The organism is Paenibacillus germinis (genome assembly GCF_013141785.1).
GTDB lineage: Bacteria > Bacillota > Bacilli > Paenibacillales > NBRC-103111 > Paenibacillus_E > Paenibacillus_E phytorum.
In genome coordinates, this window is sequence record NZ_WHOC01000045.1 from 158,455 (window position 1) to 172,922 (window position 14,468).

Genomic DNA, 14,468 nt, shown 5'->3' on the forward strand with positions numbered 1-14,468 from the left:
TACTTTCTTACCTCCTATTTGTTTTCCGTAAGGATATCAACATAAATTAAGCCATTTTTAGATGTTATACGATGTATTTGAGGGTTGGTTTCAGGAAACCCTTCACTTATAATTTTTCTTTATTTGCTCTATCGATTCTCTTAAAGATGTACTAGTCTTTACTTCAATCACAACGGACAAGCCATGATTTTCGGCAAAAAGAAGTCGATCATTAATTGGAACATTACCGCTATATAAGGACTGATGGTCTGATTTTTCATTGCAATCATGTAGATGCATATGCTTAATGCGATCAGTAAATTCGCGGAATACAACCTCTTCCTTAAAGTTAACTTTAGCATCGTGTCCTACATCCCAAGTGAGGTAAAAGTTTTCGAACTTCGCTAACATCTCGAGAGCTCTTCTGATGAACGGAACATGAAAATTGCATGTATTCTCTATCGACAAAACAACATTTAAAGAATTAGCTATCTGATAGAGTTGTGAATATGATTCAAAGAGTAATTTATTAAATTCTGATTCGTATTGTTCATTAATCCACATTCTCTCGTGGGGTAGCGTAAAGTAAATGCCATTATTTAAATGCATATTCAGAGTTTGTATCCCTGCCCTACTAGCCCATTCAATTGTTTCTTTACATCTCTGTAAATGTCCTAGTCTTATTGGAGGATGAAACGATGATAAATCAATTTCTTCTGGTAAATGAACAGTAAATTCAATACCATATTCGTTATTAATATGCCTTATTTCCTGATGACTTAAATTCTCTGGTAAACATATCGGAAGATTCATATTTAGTTCAATGAAATCAAGACCTAATTCTTTACACAGGTCAACATTCTGTTCAATTGTTTTAAATTCTATTAAAGTTGGCATTCCTACTTGCAATTTGGATTACCTCCTTTTCCTTCGATCTTGTTAAAGAATGATCTTATTATCCATAACCTTATTATGTAGTTCAATTATTGGTTTTGTGTAGCTATCAAATGTAAAATCATCACTTAGTTCAATCCATGCTATATCAACTAGATCACTATTATATTCTTTCGTATTATCAAGATACATCTCTCCACCTATAATCTGAGCTCTAAAAGTGTGCTTGTTATTATTGGTACATAAATGCCCTTCGATTTTAATATCAAAACCTGTTTCTTCTTTCGTTTCTCTTATACAAGCTTGCTCTGGTGTTTCATTTTCCTCTATACCCCCTCCTGGGAAATTCCATACAATATCGCCTCTCTGAACATATTGTTTTACCATAAGGACTTTATTGTCTTGTATAATCAAAGCTTGTGAAATCACTTTCGGTCACCCATCTTCTCTGAGGTAGCTTATTATCACAAATGTACTATATATTCGAAGCTACCTCTTCTTAAAAAAATTCCACAAATATCTTCAACTATTTATTGGAGTCCCATTTTCTATCACATAGAACTACTGATGTCTCGATTTGTCTTTCAGATACATTCCAAAATCTATGTAGTAATTCCCCCTTCTCTTCATGTGAAATTAACTTAAATCCATTTTTTAGATAAAAATTAATCGCCCATTCAGCCGATTCCCAGGTCCCGATCAGAATTGGTTTATCTGTTAAATTAATTAAATGATTCAGAAGCTTGGTCCCTATACCACCTTTACGTTGACTCGTTTTAACATAAGCATGTCTGATTAGTGATACTTCCCCTTTATCTTGTATGCCCATGACTCCAAGTAACTCATTGTTTTCCTCTAACCCCCAAAACATAACTCCTTCATTCATTTCATGATTTAAGTCTTCCATTGTCATGTATGGTTCATGATACATATCATAAGGAATAACTCCTTCGTATGCTTGAGCGGCATCATTGATAATCTGATGGATAACTTCTTTATCTCGGTATTCACACAATCTGATCATGATATTTAAACTCCTTTTATTGTTTAATTCAGAAATTCCCTCGGGAAGACCAAGGTGGCTTCTCCTTTACTTATATGAATATGCATGCAATTCACTTTGTTATTTCTTGTACTATCAATTCAATGATCGTTTCAATAGGTAATAATCCATCAACAATATAGTCCGAGTTAGGTTTTACTGTACTTAACATATTTAGATATGCATTTCTACCGCGATCAAGATAATTAGTGATATCATTTTGAATTATTTCGGTCTTCGTATTTTTGTAATCTCTCTGAATTCGTCTACATAACGCTACATCCAGTGGGGTATCAATAAAAATTGTAAAGTTTAATAGCTCACTCATTGTCTTGTGCCGATAAGCAAAGGGATAATCAAGTATTATATATTTATGTGACTGGTTTTCATCAAAAATTAGAGATTTGAGATCATTAATTAGTGGTGTTAAATTCCATTGGTTATGATCTGCCCCGCTCTCTACCCACTCACAAATGTCTTTTGGACTATCATCAAAATCATACTCATCAAAATATAAGGCCTTGGATTTCACTAAAGTAGCATTCAATTGTTTTACTAAAGTGGTTTTGCCACCACCAGATACTGCTGAAACAGCAAGTACAAATGGTTTTTGTTGATGCATCAGTACACCTTCTTTCAAAAATAGAAAATTTTCAAGAATTTCGTAAATGTCCTCGAATTCATCATGTTGCTTTCAAAGTAAATTTCCATTTAAATGTAAATTACTCTTTAATATGTTCTTTACTCTGGTAATTGTATTTGAGCTTTTAGGCAGACCAACAATTCTATTAAGTAATAGCCATCTAAGGCAAGCTACTGCCTCAAATAATTCTAGTTCTTCTATTGTATATTGATTTTGCGATAGATAAGCAGAAAGATAAACGGAACCATACCTTTCTCCAACATAAATCTTAATTAAAACAATTGACCAAGCAATATCATATCTTGGGTCACCAAGTTGCCCGTTCGTCCAATCAATTATTGTGTACTTTCCTTCCGCTTCCAAAATATTTCCCAAATTAAAATCACCATGAATAAGACAAGCTTGTTTAAGATTCGCACTTTCAGTAAGCCGGATTAATAGATTCTTAATGTCCTGATGTTCTTCAATTCTCGGGTAAAAATAGCTGACAAAATCATGTTTTTGAAGTATTAAACTATCCACATCTTCTAGGGGAAATCTATGAATATTGGTTAATATCTTAGCAAGTTTAGTAAGTTTAGACTGATTTACTTTATTTATAGGTGACCCGTCAAAACTGGTTAGTAAAACTTGATTTTTATTCTTATCCAAACCCCAACCAAAAGGCATTGATACTGATAACCCTCGGCTATAAAGAGCATCTAGCAACTTATACTGACGTTCAACATCTGGCTTTGAATCCCTATTCCATACTTTTAATACAAAGCTTGTTTCGGCTGTACAAATTTTTGTTACTTCTGCTTCAAGTCCAGAATCCAAAGGGATAATGGTTAATGAACTATCTTGTTCTACCAGTGAATCAATTACTTTGTTTTTTACCATCCAGTTAATCTCTCTAATTGGTTCACCCATGGTTCTCTTCCTTTCGCGGGGGATTTCTTATTAAGTTGTTGTGCTATCTCTTCACAGTACCAAATGTAATTTTCATGTTTGGTGCATATGTTAAGTAAGAATTATCATCGAATTCCTTTGAAAATAGTAACTCAGCTTCATATTGATTCATCGCCTCATTAACCATTAATCCGCGATTCACTAATCTATGAAGAAATTCCTCTTTCTCTCCAGGTAACTCCCCTAATCCTTCTTCCCTCAAAGAGGTATAAAGACTTTGCTTACTTAGCAAGTCCGTATTCTGATCCAAGAAATTAACCTTATCACTTATTCTACACTCAACGTTCTTCAAACCTAATTGACTGAGATAGATCGGTAATTTAATGCCAATATTTCCGTCCATACCCTTGTGTTTAAAATCTCCCTCGTACAATTTCTGCAAAATACCCAATTTAATCACTTTTGAATGCTCCAGTTCATCAAGGCTGTAGTTTGACATGTTAGCAATCCAATGTGGTTCAAAGCAAATGACCATTCCATCATCTAAAACACAATCAATCATCTTCTGAAGTACTTTCTTCGAATCAGACATATGTAATAAAAAAGCATGGCACATAGCTATGTCATACTTTCTGTTTATTGTAACTTCTTCAATGTCACTCACGAAAAATTCTGAGGGATAAGGTTGATTTTGAAAGACTTCCCTCGCCGTATTAATAAGTTCATTACCCTTGTCAATTCCCGTATAGGTTGATCCTTCTGGTAAAAGCGGTAACAGTTTAAGCCCCAAATATCCAAAACCACAACCGTAATCGATGATGTTCACTGGTTTTAAGATCTTCCAAACAGTCTTCACTAAAAATTCTAAATAATCATCATTGTAATAAAGTCCACGCGTATTTCTTAAATATTCAATCTTGTTATCCCAGTAATATTCGGACATTTTAAGCTCCTTCTTTATTATGACTTTAGGTGGGCTAACGCCTTGATTTAACTTGTCTGTAAAATAAAAGAATTAAAACAAGCACAAGTAGCGCCCCACTTATATACATATATGTCCTAATGCTTCCTTCCTTTTCGTTTTCAATTGTAGTATTATTTTCAACCTCTATTTCTTGACCTAATAAGCCTAGTTCACTCTTGGCTTTCTGATATTCCGTATTTCCTGTGCAAAAATTAGTTTCTAATGCACCGTCATTTCCTAAGTATGAATATACCAAATAAGATTCATTACTCTTGAATTTGTATCCACACGACGCACCATCACCATCATAACTATAAATTGAAATATTTTTAGTTATTTGTCCTTTCCAAGCATTATTTACCTCAAAAGTATACTTCCTAAGTTTTCCTATATTACTGTTCTTAGTTCCGCCAACTTCTATTACACGCCCTGTAAAAACGGCATCTGATCGTTCTAACTTTTCAGTAATGCTGCCACCAACACAACTACATGCATAGACTTCATTATCTGTAAGATTTATTCCGGTAGTTATTATGAATAAAACAAAAAGTGCTACTAGTATTTTTCTCATTTTTGTCTCCTGGTCATTAAAGCACCTAATCTTTGTTCTGTATTTACTATCTCTTTAAAAAAGTATGTAGGATTGGTTTATCTGGAGGACTAATATTGTCAGGTATCTCATTTAATTCGAAAAATCTAATTTCTGCTACTTCCGACTCATCGAGGTTGATAACTCCATCAAATTCTTTACATATATAAGCAGCCACTACGTTATAGACCTCATCACCGTGTGGATATTTGTAATACAATTCTTGACCTGAAAATACATCTAATAATTCAAGCTTCTTGGCTTGTAAACCGGTTTCTTCAAATAACTCTCTTCTTGCTACTTGTTCCATTGTTTCCCCAGGCTCTAAGGATCCTCCAGGCAATCCCCACATGCCATTATCAGTTCTTCGCTCAAATAAAATGGAGTTATTATGAATAACAACGACACAAGCACCGGCCATAATCAAAGGTCTTGTTCCAACGTTCTTTCTTAAGTCCATTATGTAACCCATAGTTATATCACTCCTCGAGATTATCTATTTTCTTCGACCGATATACAATAAATGTGAAGATACTCCTAATAGGTGAGGATTCTCAGATTCTTTGTAAATCATATTCATTACTTCTTGAAATTCTTCTTCGCCACGAGAACGCCAATATTCAAATTGCTCTGACTTAAATGAACCAGCTATACTAGATGACCCAATCAATTTGAGGCTTTCAAATCCATGAGATTCCATGAAAGGATTAATGTCTTCTATATTAAAATAATACGCCCCTGTGAATCTTCCTTCGTCCTTATGATTAAATATACCGGTTTCTAAAAATGAGTTTATATCCTCAATGTTGTCATTCGGTTTCCAATGTTCAGGGAATAATAAGGAAGTCGTTAGATGCCGTATCCTTGTCATAAATGCGACAAATACAATACCATCCCGCTTAGTAACTCGATGCAATTCTTGTACGGCATAATCCCGATCTGCTTGCGTTTGTAAATGATATAAAGGCCCCAACATTAAAGATGCATCAAATTGCTCATCATTGAAAATGTCTAAATTTCTTGCATCAGCAGTATGAAAACCTTTGAAAAATTCCTCTAACTTCAATTCGACTGCCTTCTCACCAGCTATTTCCACTAATCTCGGGGTAAGATCCGTTAGTGTAACATCATAACCACATTTCGCTAATTCAACTGAGTATTTACCCGGTCCAGCTCCGTTATCTAAGATGTGCCCTTTCTGCGGTAGCAAACTCCTTATATGGTGCCAGTTAACTATAAATTCAATAGGTTCTCTATCAAGACGGCCCCATTCGTCAAATCTATTATAATAATTAATCACTTTATCCATGTATATCTTCTCCTTTATAAGTTTTTAATAGACAGCGGAATTCTTTCGTTCAAAGAAAAAAACGCTCCTTTCTTTAATTCAATAAATTCCAAAATATCCCTCTATTTCATACGAAGAGTAAAACAAAAAGGGGCAGAACCCCAATGGAGTATCTGTCCCTTTGTCTTCGATTATTTCAACATGACCGACAAGTCCGACGCATCTGAAGCTTATTTTTTGCTGCATTTCTTGCTCCAACAATGATGCCTATAGAGGCTGAAGTCACGATCCCTGGAAATGATGGGAGTGCTGCGGTTACGGATGCAACTTTGAATCCAGTTTGGTTACTGGGCACAAATGATCGGAAGGTTGCGGTAAACTTACCTCTTGCGTCTGTAATGGTAATGGTAGAAATGATAGTACCCAATGTGCAATCGGTCGATAATAAGACAACGATCCCTGCCGCAGGACGACCATTCTTCTGGACTTGTCCCGAAAGAGTCGAAGATTCCCCAGCTATTAAAATGGTTGGTACGGCAATCATGTTTATGGTAATTCGAGCTTTCTTCCCTTTACGATTTGAGAGTGAAACCATTTTAAACTCCTCCCTATTCATAAGCCATTTCTATATTAATATATGAAAATGGTGGTAGTTTTGACTGTACGAATCCTACTAACTCAAAAATGTGCGTAAAAAAAAACGCACGTTACCTAAGTAACATGCGCTTTTACTTTTACGTTGACTATGAATCTCGTAATAAAATTTTATAAAGTTTAATGACACTTATATGCATGCCTTCATGGTACAAATTAAAACTTAGAAACTGTTCTGGCGTTTCCAAGGTCATTCCGGCTGAAGTTGTATACGGTGGATCAATTTTCTCCCCTAAGCGATGACCGAGCACATCACGTATCCGCTCTTGCTGATCTTTCAGCAAGTTCTCCAACTCTTGCAAAGTAGGAACGGCAGCGGAATCGGGCCTGTTTAAAGGCGATGTACCATACTCGAACTGTTCCTTGAATCCTTCTGGCAAACGAAGCGGAAGTCCCATATATTGAAATGCGAACCGTTCAAGCACGACATAAACGTGCCCTAACTGCCAACGAATCGTATTTCGAAAGCCATCGGGAATTCGGTCAGCTGTTTCCTCGGTAACTCCATCCATCAATTTTAAGGTTTGGCCCCTAACGAAAGCCAGCTGTTTGAACAAATAGTGTTCTATCGTCCTCACTCCTTCAAATCATTGTTTATGGCATATTATACCATAATATCAAGCAATGGCTAAGGAAGCGAAAGTTATTTCCACCAAATATAATAAAAGGACAGTTCCTAGTAAGGAACTGCCCGACTCTTCAGGGGAAACAATTTTCAATGAGAAAACCTCTATCGAGGCCATTCAAAGATGAGCGACCGCGTTTAACGAGGAGAGACTTTGGTCTACAACCAAAGATCCCTATATTAGGTTTTATCGCCAATAAAAAAGCGGTTTTCGTGATCCGAAAACTTATACTTTCTTATGTGGTCAAAAAGACTACATGTTCAAATTCCGCTCTTCTTTGCGAAGCTTGCGCGCGGCAAATCGAGTTTCGGCTGTTTCGAACAGGCGTTTTTCTTCATCCGTTTCAGGGATGATTTCTGGCACCGGACACGGTTGTCCGTTATCATCTAGCGCCACGAAGGTTAGGTAGGCCGTCGCAGTACGCTTCTTTTCACCTGTCAGAAGGTTCTCCGACTCGATTTTCACATAAACCTCCATCGAACTTCGATGTGTCCACGTAACAAACGCCTCCAACTGAATAGCCTCTCCTAGTTTGACAGGGGCGAAAAAGTCTAAGCTATCGCTAGATGCTGTCACGACACCTCTACGTGAATGACGCATTGAGGCAATCGTTGCTACCTTATCTATATACTGCATCACGCGGCCGCCAAACACAGTATTGTGATAATTCGTGTCTGCCGGCAAAATGATTTCTGTCAAAACGGTTCGGGAGAGTCTTGCTGGTTTAGCTTCCATTATGCTTGCCTCCTGATGATGACTTGACTTGGGTAACCTAATCTTATTCGTAGTTGAGTTTAAGCAATCCAGCCGCTTGCTTCGCAAGGCTTCGCGCTTCCTCTACCGTATCTGCACTGCTCAGCGCAACGGCCATGCGGCGTCCCACTTTCGTCTCCGGCTTACCAAAGACGCGAACCTGTGTATTGGGTACGGATAAAGCTTGCTCTAAACCGCTAATTGTATACTCTACCTGTTCACGATCCGCTTTAAGGGTATAGCTAGCACCTGGCGTCAAAAGACGAATACCTGTAATAGGCAGTCCCAGAATCGCTCTAGCATGCAGGGCGAACTCGCTCAAATCCTGTGTTGCCATCGTAACCATGCCGGTATCATGCGGTCGCGGCGAAACTTCACTGAAATAAACGCCTTCCTTGGTCAGGAACAGCTCAACCCCATAAAGTCCGAAGCCTCCGAGTGCGTCCGTAATGGTTTTGGCCATGTGTTGGGCGTCTGAAATTTGCTGCTCCGTCATCGCATGAGGCTGCCACGATTCGATGTAATCTCCATCTTTTTGAATGTGACCAATCGGCTCACAATACGTTGTGCCTGAAACTGAACGAACAGTCAACAGCGTAATTTCTGATTCAAAATGAATGAATTCTTCCACAATCACTCTAGCGTTTTTCGCGCGGCCTCCTTCCATGGCGATGTTCCACGATTGTTCCACATTCTCAGGTGTGCGGCAAACGCTTTGACCTTTACCTGAGGAGCTCATGATCGGCTTAATAACACATGGTGTACCAATCTCCGCAACAGCAGCATGTAATTCTTCAAGGCTATTTGCAAAAGCATACTTAGCTGTCCGCAGCTCTAGTGTTTCTGAAGCAAGGCGGCGAATCCCCTCGCGGTCCATCGTCAAACGGGAAGCTGTAGCCGTAGGAATGACACGATATCCTTCCTTCTCAAGCTCCACAAGAACAGGCGTAGCGATAGCTTCAATTTCAGGTACGATAAGATCCGGACGTTCTTGCTCAATCAAAGCTCTAAGCTGCTCACCATCGAGCATATTAATGACATGGCTGCGATGTGCTACTTGCATAGCTGGTGCATTCGCATATCGGTCAACGGCGATTGTTTCAATCCCTAGGCGCTGCGCTTCGATAACAACTTCTTTCCCAAGTTCTCCGGATCCAAGCAGCATAATTTTCTTGGCTTTGTTCGATAATGGTGCTCCGTACATGAAATGATATCCCCCTTATGTTAGGTCGAAATAAGCAAATAATTGGTTGACATGTATGTAAGTAAAAAAAAGATAATGACGATAAGCAGGGTAATTCATCCGCATTGAAGATAAAAATACCCTGATCTATTGTAAAGGATTTCGACATTAAAAGATAGATTTAAGCAGAAGTTTGCGCAAAATGGGCACCAACTGTTCGGCGAGCTCCTCCACATTGGGGACGACAATACTGCTGCGCCCATACATGTTGCGCATTGCAATCCGCTCCGTTTCGTGGACAGCGCCACTTGCCAGAAAGATGCTGATGACCTCAATACCTTGACGCCGAGCGTGAAGCACGGCTTCATAGGTGTCGAGGATACCGACATCATTGTAATTGGCTGCCGAAGGCTCGCCATCCGAGAACACCAAGAGGATGCGCTGCCGTTCTGTGCGCCGCAGCAGCCGCTCTGTCATGCGGCGAATCGCGAAGCCGTCGCGGTTGTCCTGCTGCGGCTCAAGCTGCAGCAGAGCCGCGCCGCTTCCGGACGCTAAGGAGGAGCCGAAGTCGACCGCAACCTGGAACAGGTTCGGCGCTTCCTGCTCCGTGACACGGTCCGCGTCCTCCCAGAATCCCACGATTTCGTGCGGGATTCGTAAGGATCGGAGGGTCTCGTGGAAGAGCACGAGACCGAGCTTGGTTTCGTCCATTTTGTCATACATGGACGCCGAGCAATCGACGAGCAGCGCGAACGCCGCGTCGAGTTGGGGTACTGGCGCGCGCTTCTTATAGAAGAGGCGCGGCATCTCTTGCGTCACGGCTCGCGTTAGCCGCTTGTCGAGCCGTCCGAACAGCCGATCGCCCTGCGGGGCGATCCGCTTCTGCTCCAGCGTGCGCCGTATGGCACGCTGCAAAGGCTTCGCGAGCGCTGCGCGCTCGCTCAGGCGCCTGTACCCGGCCTCCTGCGCAGCAGTCGGCCGTTCAGGCGCCAGCCACGTCGCCGTCGCATACGCGGCGACTGCGCCCTCCCCGTGCCCCGCGGTAGCGGGCACGGCAGCACCCTCGCGCCGCTCGCCAGAGGCGGCGCCAGTGCGCTTAGCGCGCACCGAGCGCCCTTGGGCGATGGCGAGCGCCTGGTCGGCCGCGTCGCCCTCGCGGGGCGCAGACCCCTGCGCGGCTGTGCGCGAGCCGCGCTCCAGCTCGAACCGCAGCAGCCCCGGGCTGCGGTCGCTGCTTTCGCGGTGCCAGGTCGGCATGCGCTCCTGGCCCGGCAGCTGACGCTCCCCCTCTTGCTCGGGGAGCACATCATCATTTGCGAGCCGCTTCGCACGCTTCAGCTCGCCCTTATACCCTGCAGGCAGCGGCTCCGCCACTCCGCTACCTGGCTGCATCCAGAAATATGCGGCTGTCGCATCTCTGACTAGCCAATAAGACAGCGAGTCCATCATCGCCTCACAGCAAGCGGCAACCTCGGCCGTATGTGCGGCTTCCTCAATCTGCTCCAAAATCGGATAAATCTGAGCTAACCGGCCAGAAAGTCCAGCACCAGCATCACCCAAGCCAGCATGCCATTCCAAACCAGTAAACCAACCATATACCAATAAAAGAACAGCGTCTGCCAACTCGCCTTTGCTCAGGTGTGTACGCAGCTTATGTTGAAAATAGACCCTCAATATGCGATGTCGATGTGCGAATACACGGGCAGTTCCCGGTCTGCGAGCTCGACAAATACGTTCTAGTCGCATATCTTCACATAGCGCAAAGAGCGAATTAGCCAGCTTCGGGAAACTCGCACTTTGGCAAAAGTGTAGATATGACTTAACCGCGTCGGCCCCTGTGAACCAAGCACTACCGATACCCCGTAGGTAAACATCACTCTTCATTCCTGCCGTTTTATCAACAAGAGGATAATCCCGCCAAAACTGACTCACGGTTATACGAGCGGAAGCTTCCTCATAGTCCGCATGGAACGTCGCTTCCACTTCTAGTTCTTTGCGCTTGGTAAACATCCGTGCCAAATCAACAAGCTGCATTTGGAGCATCGCATCGATTTTATCCTCTAATAAGCTTAGCTTTCCTACAAACATAGGCTCAGAATAACGTCTCGGCCGCATTCATCACGGCTGCACGCTCCCTTTCATCCTCCAATTTATCCGCAATAGCTCGCGCAACTGCCCGCATCGGAGGAATATAAGCCGTCAAATCGCAAGCATCCAGTAGCGCTCGAATCGATCCTGCTTCGTCGGGCAGCTGCCCCATTTCAATAAGCGATAGTAAATCGGCAGATAACTGTACGAATGTTCTTAACTGCTTTTCATCCCGTAAAACAGATTTGCTCTTTAGCAGTTGAAACAGTGTCTCACCTTGCAAATAGGGAACATCAATCGTTACAAATCGGTTTTTCAAGGCTTCATTGAGCGGCACTGTACCAATATAGCCTTCGTTAATGGCTGCAATAACTCGAAAGTCCGGATGTGCTGTAATGACGTCCCCTGTAAAAGGGTTTGTAATCGATCTACGATGATCCAAAACACCATTTATCAAAGGTAAAGTTTCCGGCTTGGCCATATTAATTTCGTCTATGTATAGAAAATGTCCCTTTGTCATGGCTTTCATGATCGGACCGGGAATGAAAGCAATCTGAGTACGCCCCTGCTCATCGTGCGTTAACGTTTTGAATCCAAGCAAGGCTTCAGCATCGAGATCGGTTGAACAGTTTACGGCATGCATGGGCTGATCAAAGAACGCTGAAACATGCTCAGCCAGCTTCGTCTTTCCCGACCCTGTTGGACCCTTCAACAAGACATTTTTGCCCAAATACAGAGCAATCATGGTATCCGTTAAAATGTCTTCACGAGGGGCTTCGAAAGCTGCCGTTCCAATGAGTTTACGTTCTTCTGCTGTATGTTTCTGTCTTTGCAGCTTATTCTGCTCTATATGCTCACGTATTTCTTGTGGTAAAGTGTCTGTCATCATGACTTTGATGGTCCTTTCCTGATCCCTTTGTCCTCTTACTATTTATCAGGAAAGCTTAGATTGTCAAGCTTTTCAGGGCAGCCACGGTTCATCTATAATCGAGTGAGAATAAAAAGCCATCGATTCACCGCATTTCGGACAACTCGGTTTGGTAGGGATATCATTATAATACAGCGCCAATCCATATGCGGTTTCAAAGTTAATCGCTTGGATCACATCATCCTTATGAACATAATCACACTCTCGTGAACTACAATAAGCACGGACCTTATAACGATTACTCATTCTTTCTTACAGACATACCTAGCACTATTAATTCAGCTTCTGGTATCATCGTCGAGCTCCTTTTTTGAAAGCTTTCATTTGATGTGAACGCAAATATATACGACAAAACCCCCAGCAGACAGCTGAGGGAGAGTAACTATAGAGCACCTATGGAATAGTTACGCATTTCGCCTTTTTCAAACATCCTTAAGGTAAGACGTTTCTTTGCCCCGAGGAATAGGTTGGGAACACATATTGGACCATCGTGTTAAATTCATTCAAATACGTATCCATTCGTTTATTATTTCGCTGTTGCGTGTCATAGTACATCATCCGATTCACGAAATGCGGATTCGACGAGATGAAAATATTCGTTTCCGGATAAATCCGAGTTAACAAATGTCGAATGGCATTGGCACTTTCCGCTGGAAGCGGTTTGGCCGAGAGCCAATCCATCTGTGAGCCCACCCCCGAGCCGAACAAGCCTGCTTCGTTTTCCGGATCGTTATGTTTACTTAACATTTTAACACCATCATCGGCGCCCATCGCTTGCATGCCCCCCATATCAACTGCGACATAAATATTGTTATCGGTTACGGCAACAGCAGTAGATCCTAAGTGCGCCGCTTGAATAATCTGATCAGCTAAATCTCGATTCAGCTGCAAATGCGTGTTGATATGTGCTTTCACATTATCAATCGTAGGTTGAAGTATCGTAGGCTGAGGTGATTGATTGACACTCTTTGCACCCATTGAAGGATTTTCATTGTTTCTCAATCCTGTATCCCAACTGCCAGCTCCTGGGTTTGAAGAGCTTGCGCCTGCTTGATTTTTGGGACTCGCTGCTGTACAGCCTGCTGACAGGCCGACGAGTATAGCCGTCACCACGATTTTGAACATCGTTTTTTTCATATAGTCCCCCCTTCTATTAGCTCAAACTTTACTTTTTTTACTCGCATCATCTTCTTGCGTATAAGCAATCAGGGCGACCTCATACCCCAGTTCAGCCTTCATGCGGGACTCGAGGCTGCGCAGATCTTCCAGCAAATCTTCACGTGTGCCAAAGTTAGCAAAACGGTAGGACTCTGTATCCATGATTTCTCCCCCCTCTCCTAAGCAAAAGCTATTAGAGTTAATATGGACATTTATCCTCATTTTTACTAAACAAAAAAAAGCCCGCCGCCGAATCATCGGCAAGCTGGCTCTGTACAAACATTATGAAGGCATTCAATCATGCCTATTCCTTTTTATTGCGTGTTTCATCCAGTTCTTCAAGCAGCTTACGAACCGCTTCTGGATCTACATTCCCATTTTCACGAAATTCTCTCAGCTTATTTAAGAGGTCCTGTGCAATAGCATCATCCTCAGTTTGCTGCAATTCATGTGAGGGGTCAAACCAAATGTAAAATCCCTCTGGACCATTTCTCAAAAATGATTTGTGCCAATGCTCTGGATAAGCATAACCCTGCTCCCCAAATATCAAACCGAGCACATCATCGCTGTCAATAGGCAGCAAATAATGAAATGATTCCGGCTCACCTGTGTTCGTAAAATCTCGATGCATGTAAGCATAATGAAGATAATGCTCTCCTGTTTCTACGTCTTTTGACACCTCATACATGTCAAGCTCCGTTTGCACTAATTCTTTCACCGAAATAATCCGCGATGCAATCGTCTCTGCCGAAACCTTTTGCTGTTGTAACAATGATGTTTCCATTTTA

At 41.8% G+C, this 14,468-nt stretch carries 18 protein-coding genes; all 18 read right to left on the minus strand.

Going from position 1 to position 14,468, the window contains the following annotated elements:
• Positions 1-102: 102 nt before the first annotated feature.
• The 18 genes from GC102_RS09055 to GC102_RS09140 all read right to left on the minus strand — a co-directional run bounded on the left by GC102_RS09055 (position 103) and on the right by GC102_RS09140 (position 14,464).
• Complete coding sequence (locus GC102_RS09055) at positions 103-888, minus strand: sugar phosphate isomerase/epimerase family protein (RefSeq protein ID WP_171689207.1); 786 nt, start codon at positions 886-888, stop codon at positions 103-105.
• Between the two features lie 30 nt (positions 889-918).
• A complete protein-coding gene (locus tag GC102_RS09060; protein ID WP_171689208.1) occupies positions 919-1,302 on the minus strand; it encodes an NUDIX hydrolase in 384 nt (127 codons plus the stop codon).
• A gap of 97 nt (positions 1,303-1,399) precedes the next feature.
• Complete coding sequence (locus tag GC102_RS09065) at positions 1,400-1,897, minus strand: GNAT family N-acetyltransferase (RefSeq protein ID WP_171689209.1); 498 nt, start codon at positions 1,895-1,897, stop codon at positions 1,400-1,402.
• Between the two features lie 91 nt (positions 1,898-1,988).
• Entirely contained in the window at positions 1,989-2,537 is a 549-nt protein-coding gene (locus GC102_RS09070) for a nucleoside/nucleotide kinase family protein (RefSeq protein WP_171689210.1), read from the minus strand.
• Positions 2,538-2,609: 72 nt separating this feature from the next.
• Positions 2,610-3,470 (minus strand): aminoglycoside phosphotransferase family protein, encoded by an 861-nt coding sequence (locus GC102_RS09075; RefSeq protein WP_171689211.1) that lies wholly within the window; start codon positions 3,468-3,470, stop codon positions 2,610-2,612.
• Between the two features lie 43 nt (positions 3,471-3,513).
• Positions 3,514-4,392, minus strand: coding sequence for a methyltransferase domain-containing protein (locus tag GC102_RS09080; RefSeq protein ID WP_171689212.1), 879 nt, complete (start codon positions 4,390-4,392; stop codon positions 3,514-3,516).
• 34 nt (positions 4,393-4,426) lie between these two features.
• Complete coding sequence (locus tag GC102_RS09085) at positions 4,427-4,984, minus strand: hypothetical protein (RefSeq protein WP_171689213.1); 558 nt, start codon at positions 4,982-4,984, stop codon at positions 4,427-4,429.
• 46 nt (positions 4,985-5,030) lie between these two features.
• Positions 5,031-5,474: an NUDIX hydrolase gene (locus GC102_RS09090; protein ID WP_171689214.1), complete on the minus strand. Its 444-nt coding sequence runs from the start codon at positions 5,472-5,474 to the stop codon at positions 5,031-5,033.
• Positions 5,475-5,498: 24 nt separating this feature from the next.
• Complete coding sequence (locus GC102_RS09095; RefSeq protein ID WP_171689215.1) at positions 5,499-6,311, minus strand: class I SAM-dependent methyltransferase; 813 nt, start codon at positions 6,309-6,311, stop codon at positions 5,499-5,501.
• A 175-nt stretch (positions 6,312-6,486) separates the two neighbouring features.
• Complete coding sequence (locus GC102_RS09100; RefSeq protein WP_171689216.1) at positions 6,487-6,885, minus strand: hypothetical protein; 399 nt, start codon at positions 6,883-6,885, stop codon at positions 6,487-6,489.
• Positions 6,886-7,033: 148 nt separating this feature from the next.
• Positions 7,034-7,522: a DinB family protein gene (locus tag GC102_RS09105; protein WP_171689217.1), complete on the minus strand. Its 489-nt coding sequence runs from the start codon at positions 7,520-7,522 to the stop codon at positions 7,034-7,036.
• Positions 7,523-7,822: 300 nt separating this feature from the next.
• Complete coding sequence (locus GC102_RS09110) at positions 7,823-8,305, minus strand: acyl-CoA thioesterase (RefSeq protein ID WP_029195928.1); 483 nt, start codon at positions 8,303-8,305, stop codon at positions 7,823-7,825.
• Positions 8,306-8,348: 43 nt separating this feature from the next.
• Positions 8,349-9,527, minus strand: coding sequence for a formate-dependent phosphoribosylglycinamide formyltransferase (gene purT, locus GC102_RS09115; protein WP_171689218.1), 1,179 nt, complete (start codon positions 9,525-9,527; stop codon positions 8,349-8,351).
• Positions 9,528-9,674: 147 nt separating this feature from the next.
• A complete protein-coding gene (locus GC102_RS09120) occupies positions 9,675-11,594 on the minus strand; it encodes a nitric oxide reductase activation protein NorD (protein WP_171689219.1) in 1,920 nt (639 codons plus the stop codon).
• Between the two features lie 4 nt (positions 11,595-11,598).
• Positions 11,599-12,483: an ATP-binding protein gene (locus GC102_RS09125; protein WP_171689220.1), complete on the minus strand. Its 885-nt coding sequence runs from the start codon at positions 12,481-12,483 to the stop codon at positions 11,599-11,601.
• 471 nt (positions 12,484-12,954) lie between these two features.
• Positions 12,955-13,659, minus strand: a complete 705-nt coding sequence (locus GC102_RS09130; RefSeq protein ID WP_171689221.1) for a hypothetical protein — start codon at positions 13,657-13,659, stop codon at positions 12,955-12,957.
• Between the two features lie 21 nt (positions 13,660-13,680).
• Positions 13,681-13,842, minus strand: a complete 162-nt coding sequence (locus tag GC102_RS09135) for a hypothetical protein (protein WP_171689222.1) — start codon at positions 13,840-13,842, stop codon at positions 13,681-13,683.
• 142 nt (positions 13,843-13,984) lie between these two features.
• Complete coding sequence (locus GC102_RS09140; protein WP_171689223.1) at positions 13,985-14,464, minus strand: hypothetical protein; 480 nt, start codon at positions 14,462-14,464, stop codon at positions 13,985-13,987.
• Positions 14,465-14,468: the final 4 nt, after the last annotated feature.

Coding starts and splice junctions, on each gene's coding strand:
- GC102_RS09130 (WP_171689221.1), bottom strand. CDS start 13,659: ATGAAAAAAACGATGTTCAAAATCGTGGTGACGGCTATACTCGTCGGC.
- GC102_RS09125 (WP_171689220.1), bottom strand. CDS start 12,483: ATGATGACAGACACTTTACCACAAGAAATACGTGAGCATATAGAGCAG.
- GC102_RS09090 (WP_171689214.1), bottom strand. CDS start 5,474: ATGGGTTACATAATGGACTTAAGAAAGAACGTTGGAACAAGACCTTTG.
- purT (WP_171689218.1), bottom strand. CDS start 9,527: ATGTACGGAGCACCATTATCGAACAAAGCCAAGAAAATTATGCTGCTT.
- GC102_RS09075 (WP_171689211.1), bottom strand. CDS start 3,470: ATGGGTGAACCAATTAGAGAGATTAACTGGATGGTAAAAAACAAAGTA.
- GC102_RS09065 (WP_171689209.1), bottom strand. CDS start 1,897: ATGATCAGATTGTGTGAATACCGAGATAAAGAAGTTATCCATCAGATT.
- GC102_RS09120 (WP_171689219.1), bottom strand. CDS start 11,594: ATGTTTGTAGGAAAGCTAAGCTTATTAGAGGATAAAATCGATGCGATG.
- GC102_RS09095 (WP_171689215.1), bottom strand. CDS start 6,311: ATGGATAAAGTGATTAATTATTATAATAGATTTGACGAATGGGGCCGT.
- GC102_RS09100 (WP_171689216.1), bottom strand. CDS start 6,885: ATGGTTTCACTCTCAAATCGTAAAGGGAAGAAAGCTCGAATTACCATA.
- GC102_RS09070 (WP_171689210.1), bottom strand. CDS start 2,537: ATGCATCAACAAAAACCATTTGTACTTGCTGTTTCAGCAGTATCTGGT.
- GC102_RS09135 (WP_171689222.1), bottom strand. CDS start 13,842: ATGGATACAGAGTCCTACCGTTTTGCTAACTTTGGCACACGTGAAGAT.
- GC102_RS09110 (WP_029195928.1), bottom strand. CDS start 8,305: ATGGAAGCTAAACCAGCAAGACTCTCCCGAACCGTTTTGACAGAAATC.
- GC102_RS09085 (WP_171689213.1), bottom strand. CDS start 4,984: ATGAGAAAAATACTAGTAGCACTTTTTGTTTTATTCATAATAACTACC.
- GC102_RS09140 (WP_171689223.1), bottom strand. CDS start 14,464: ATGGAAACATCATTGTTACAACAGCAAAAGGTTTCGGCAGAGACGATT.
- GC102_RS09080 (WP_171689212.1), bottom strand. CDS start 4,392: ATGTCCGAATATTACTGGGATAACAAGATTGAATATTTAAGAAATACG.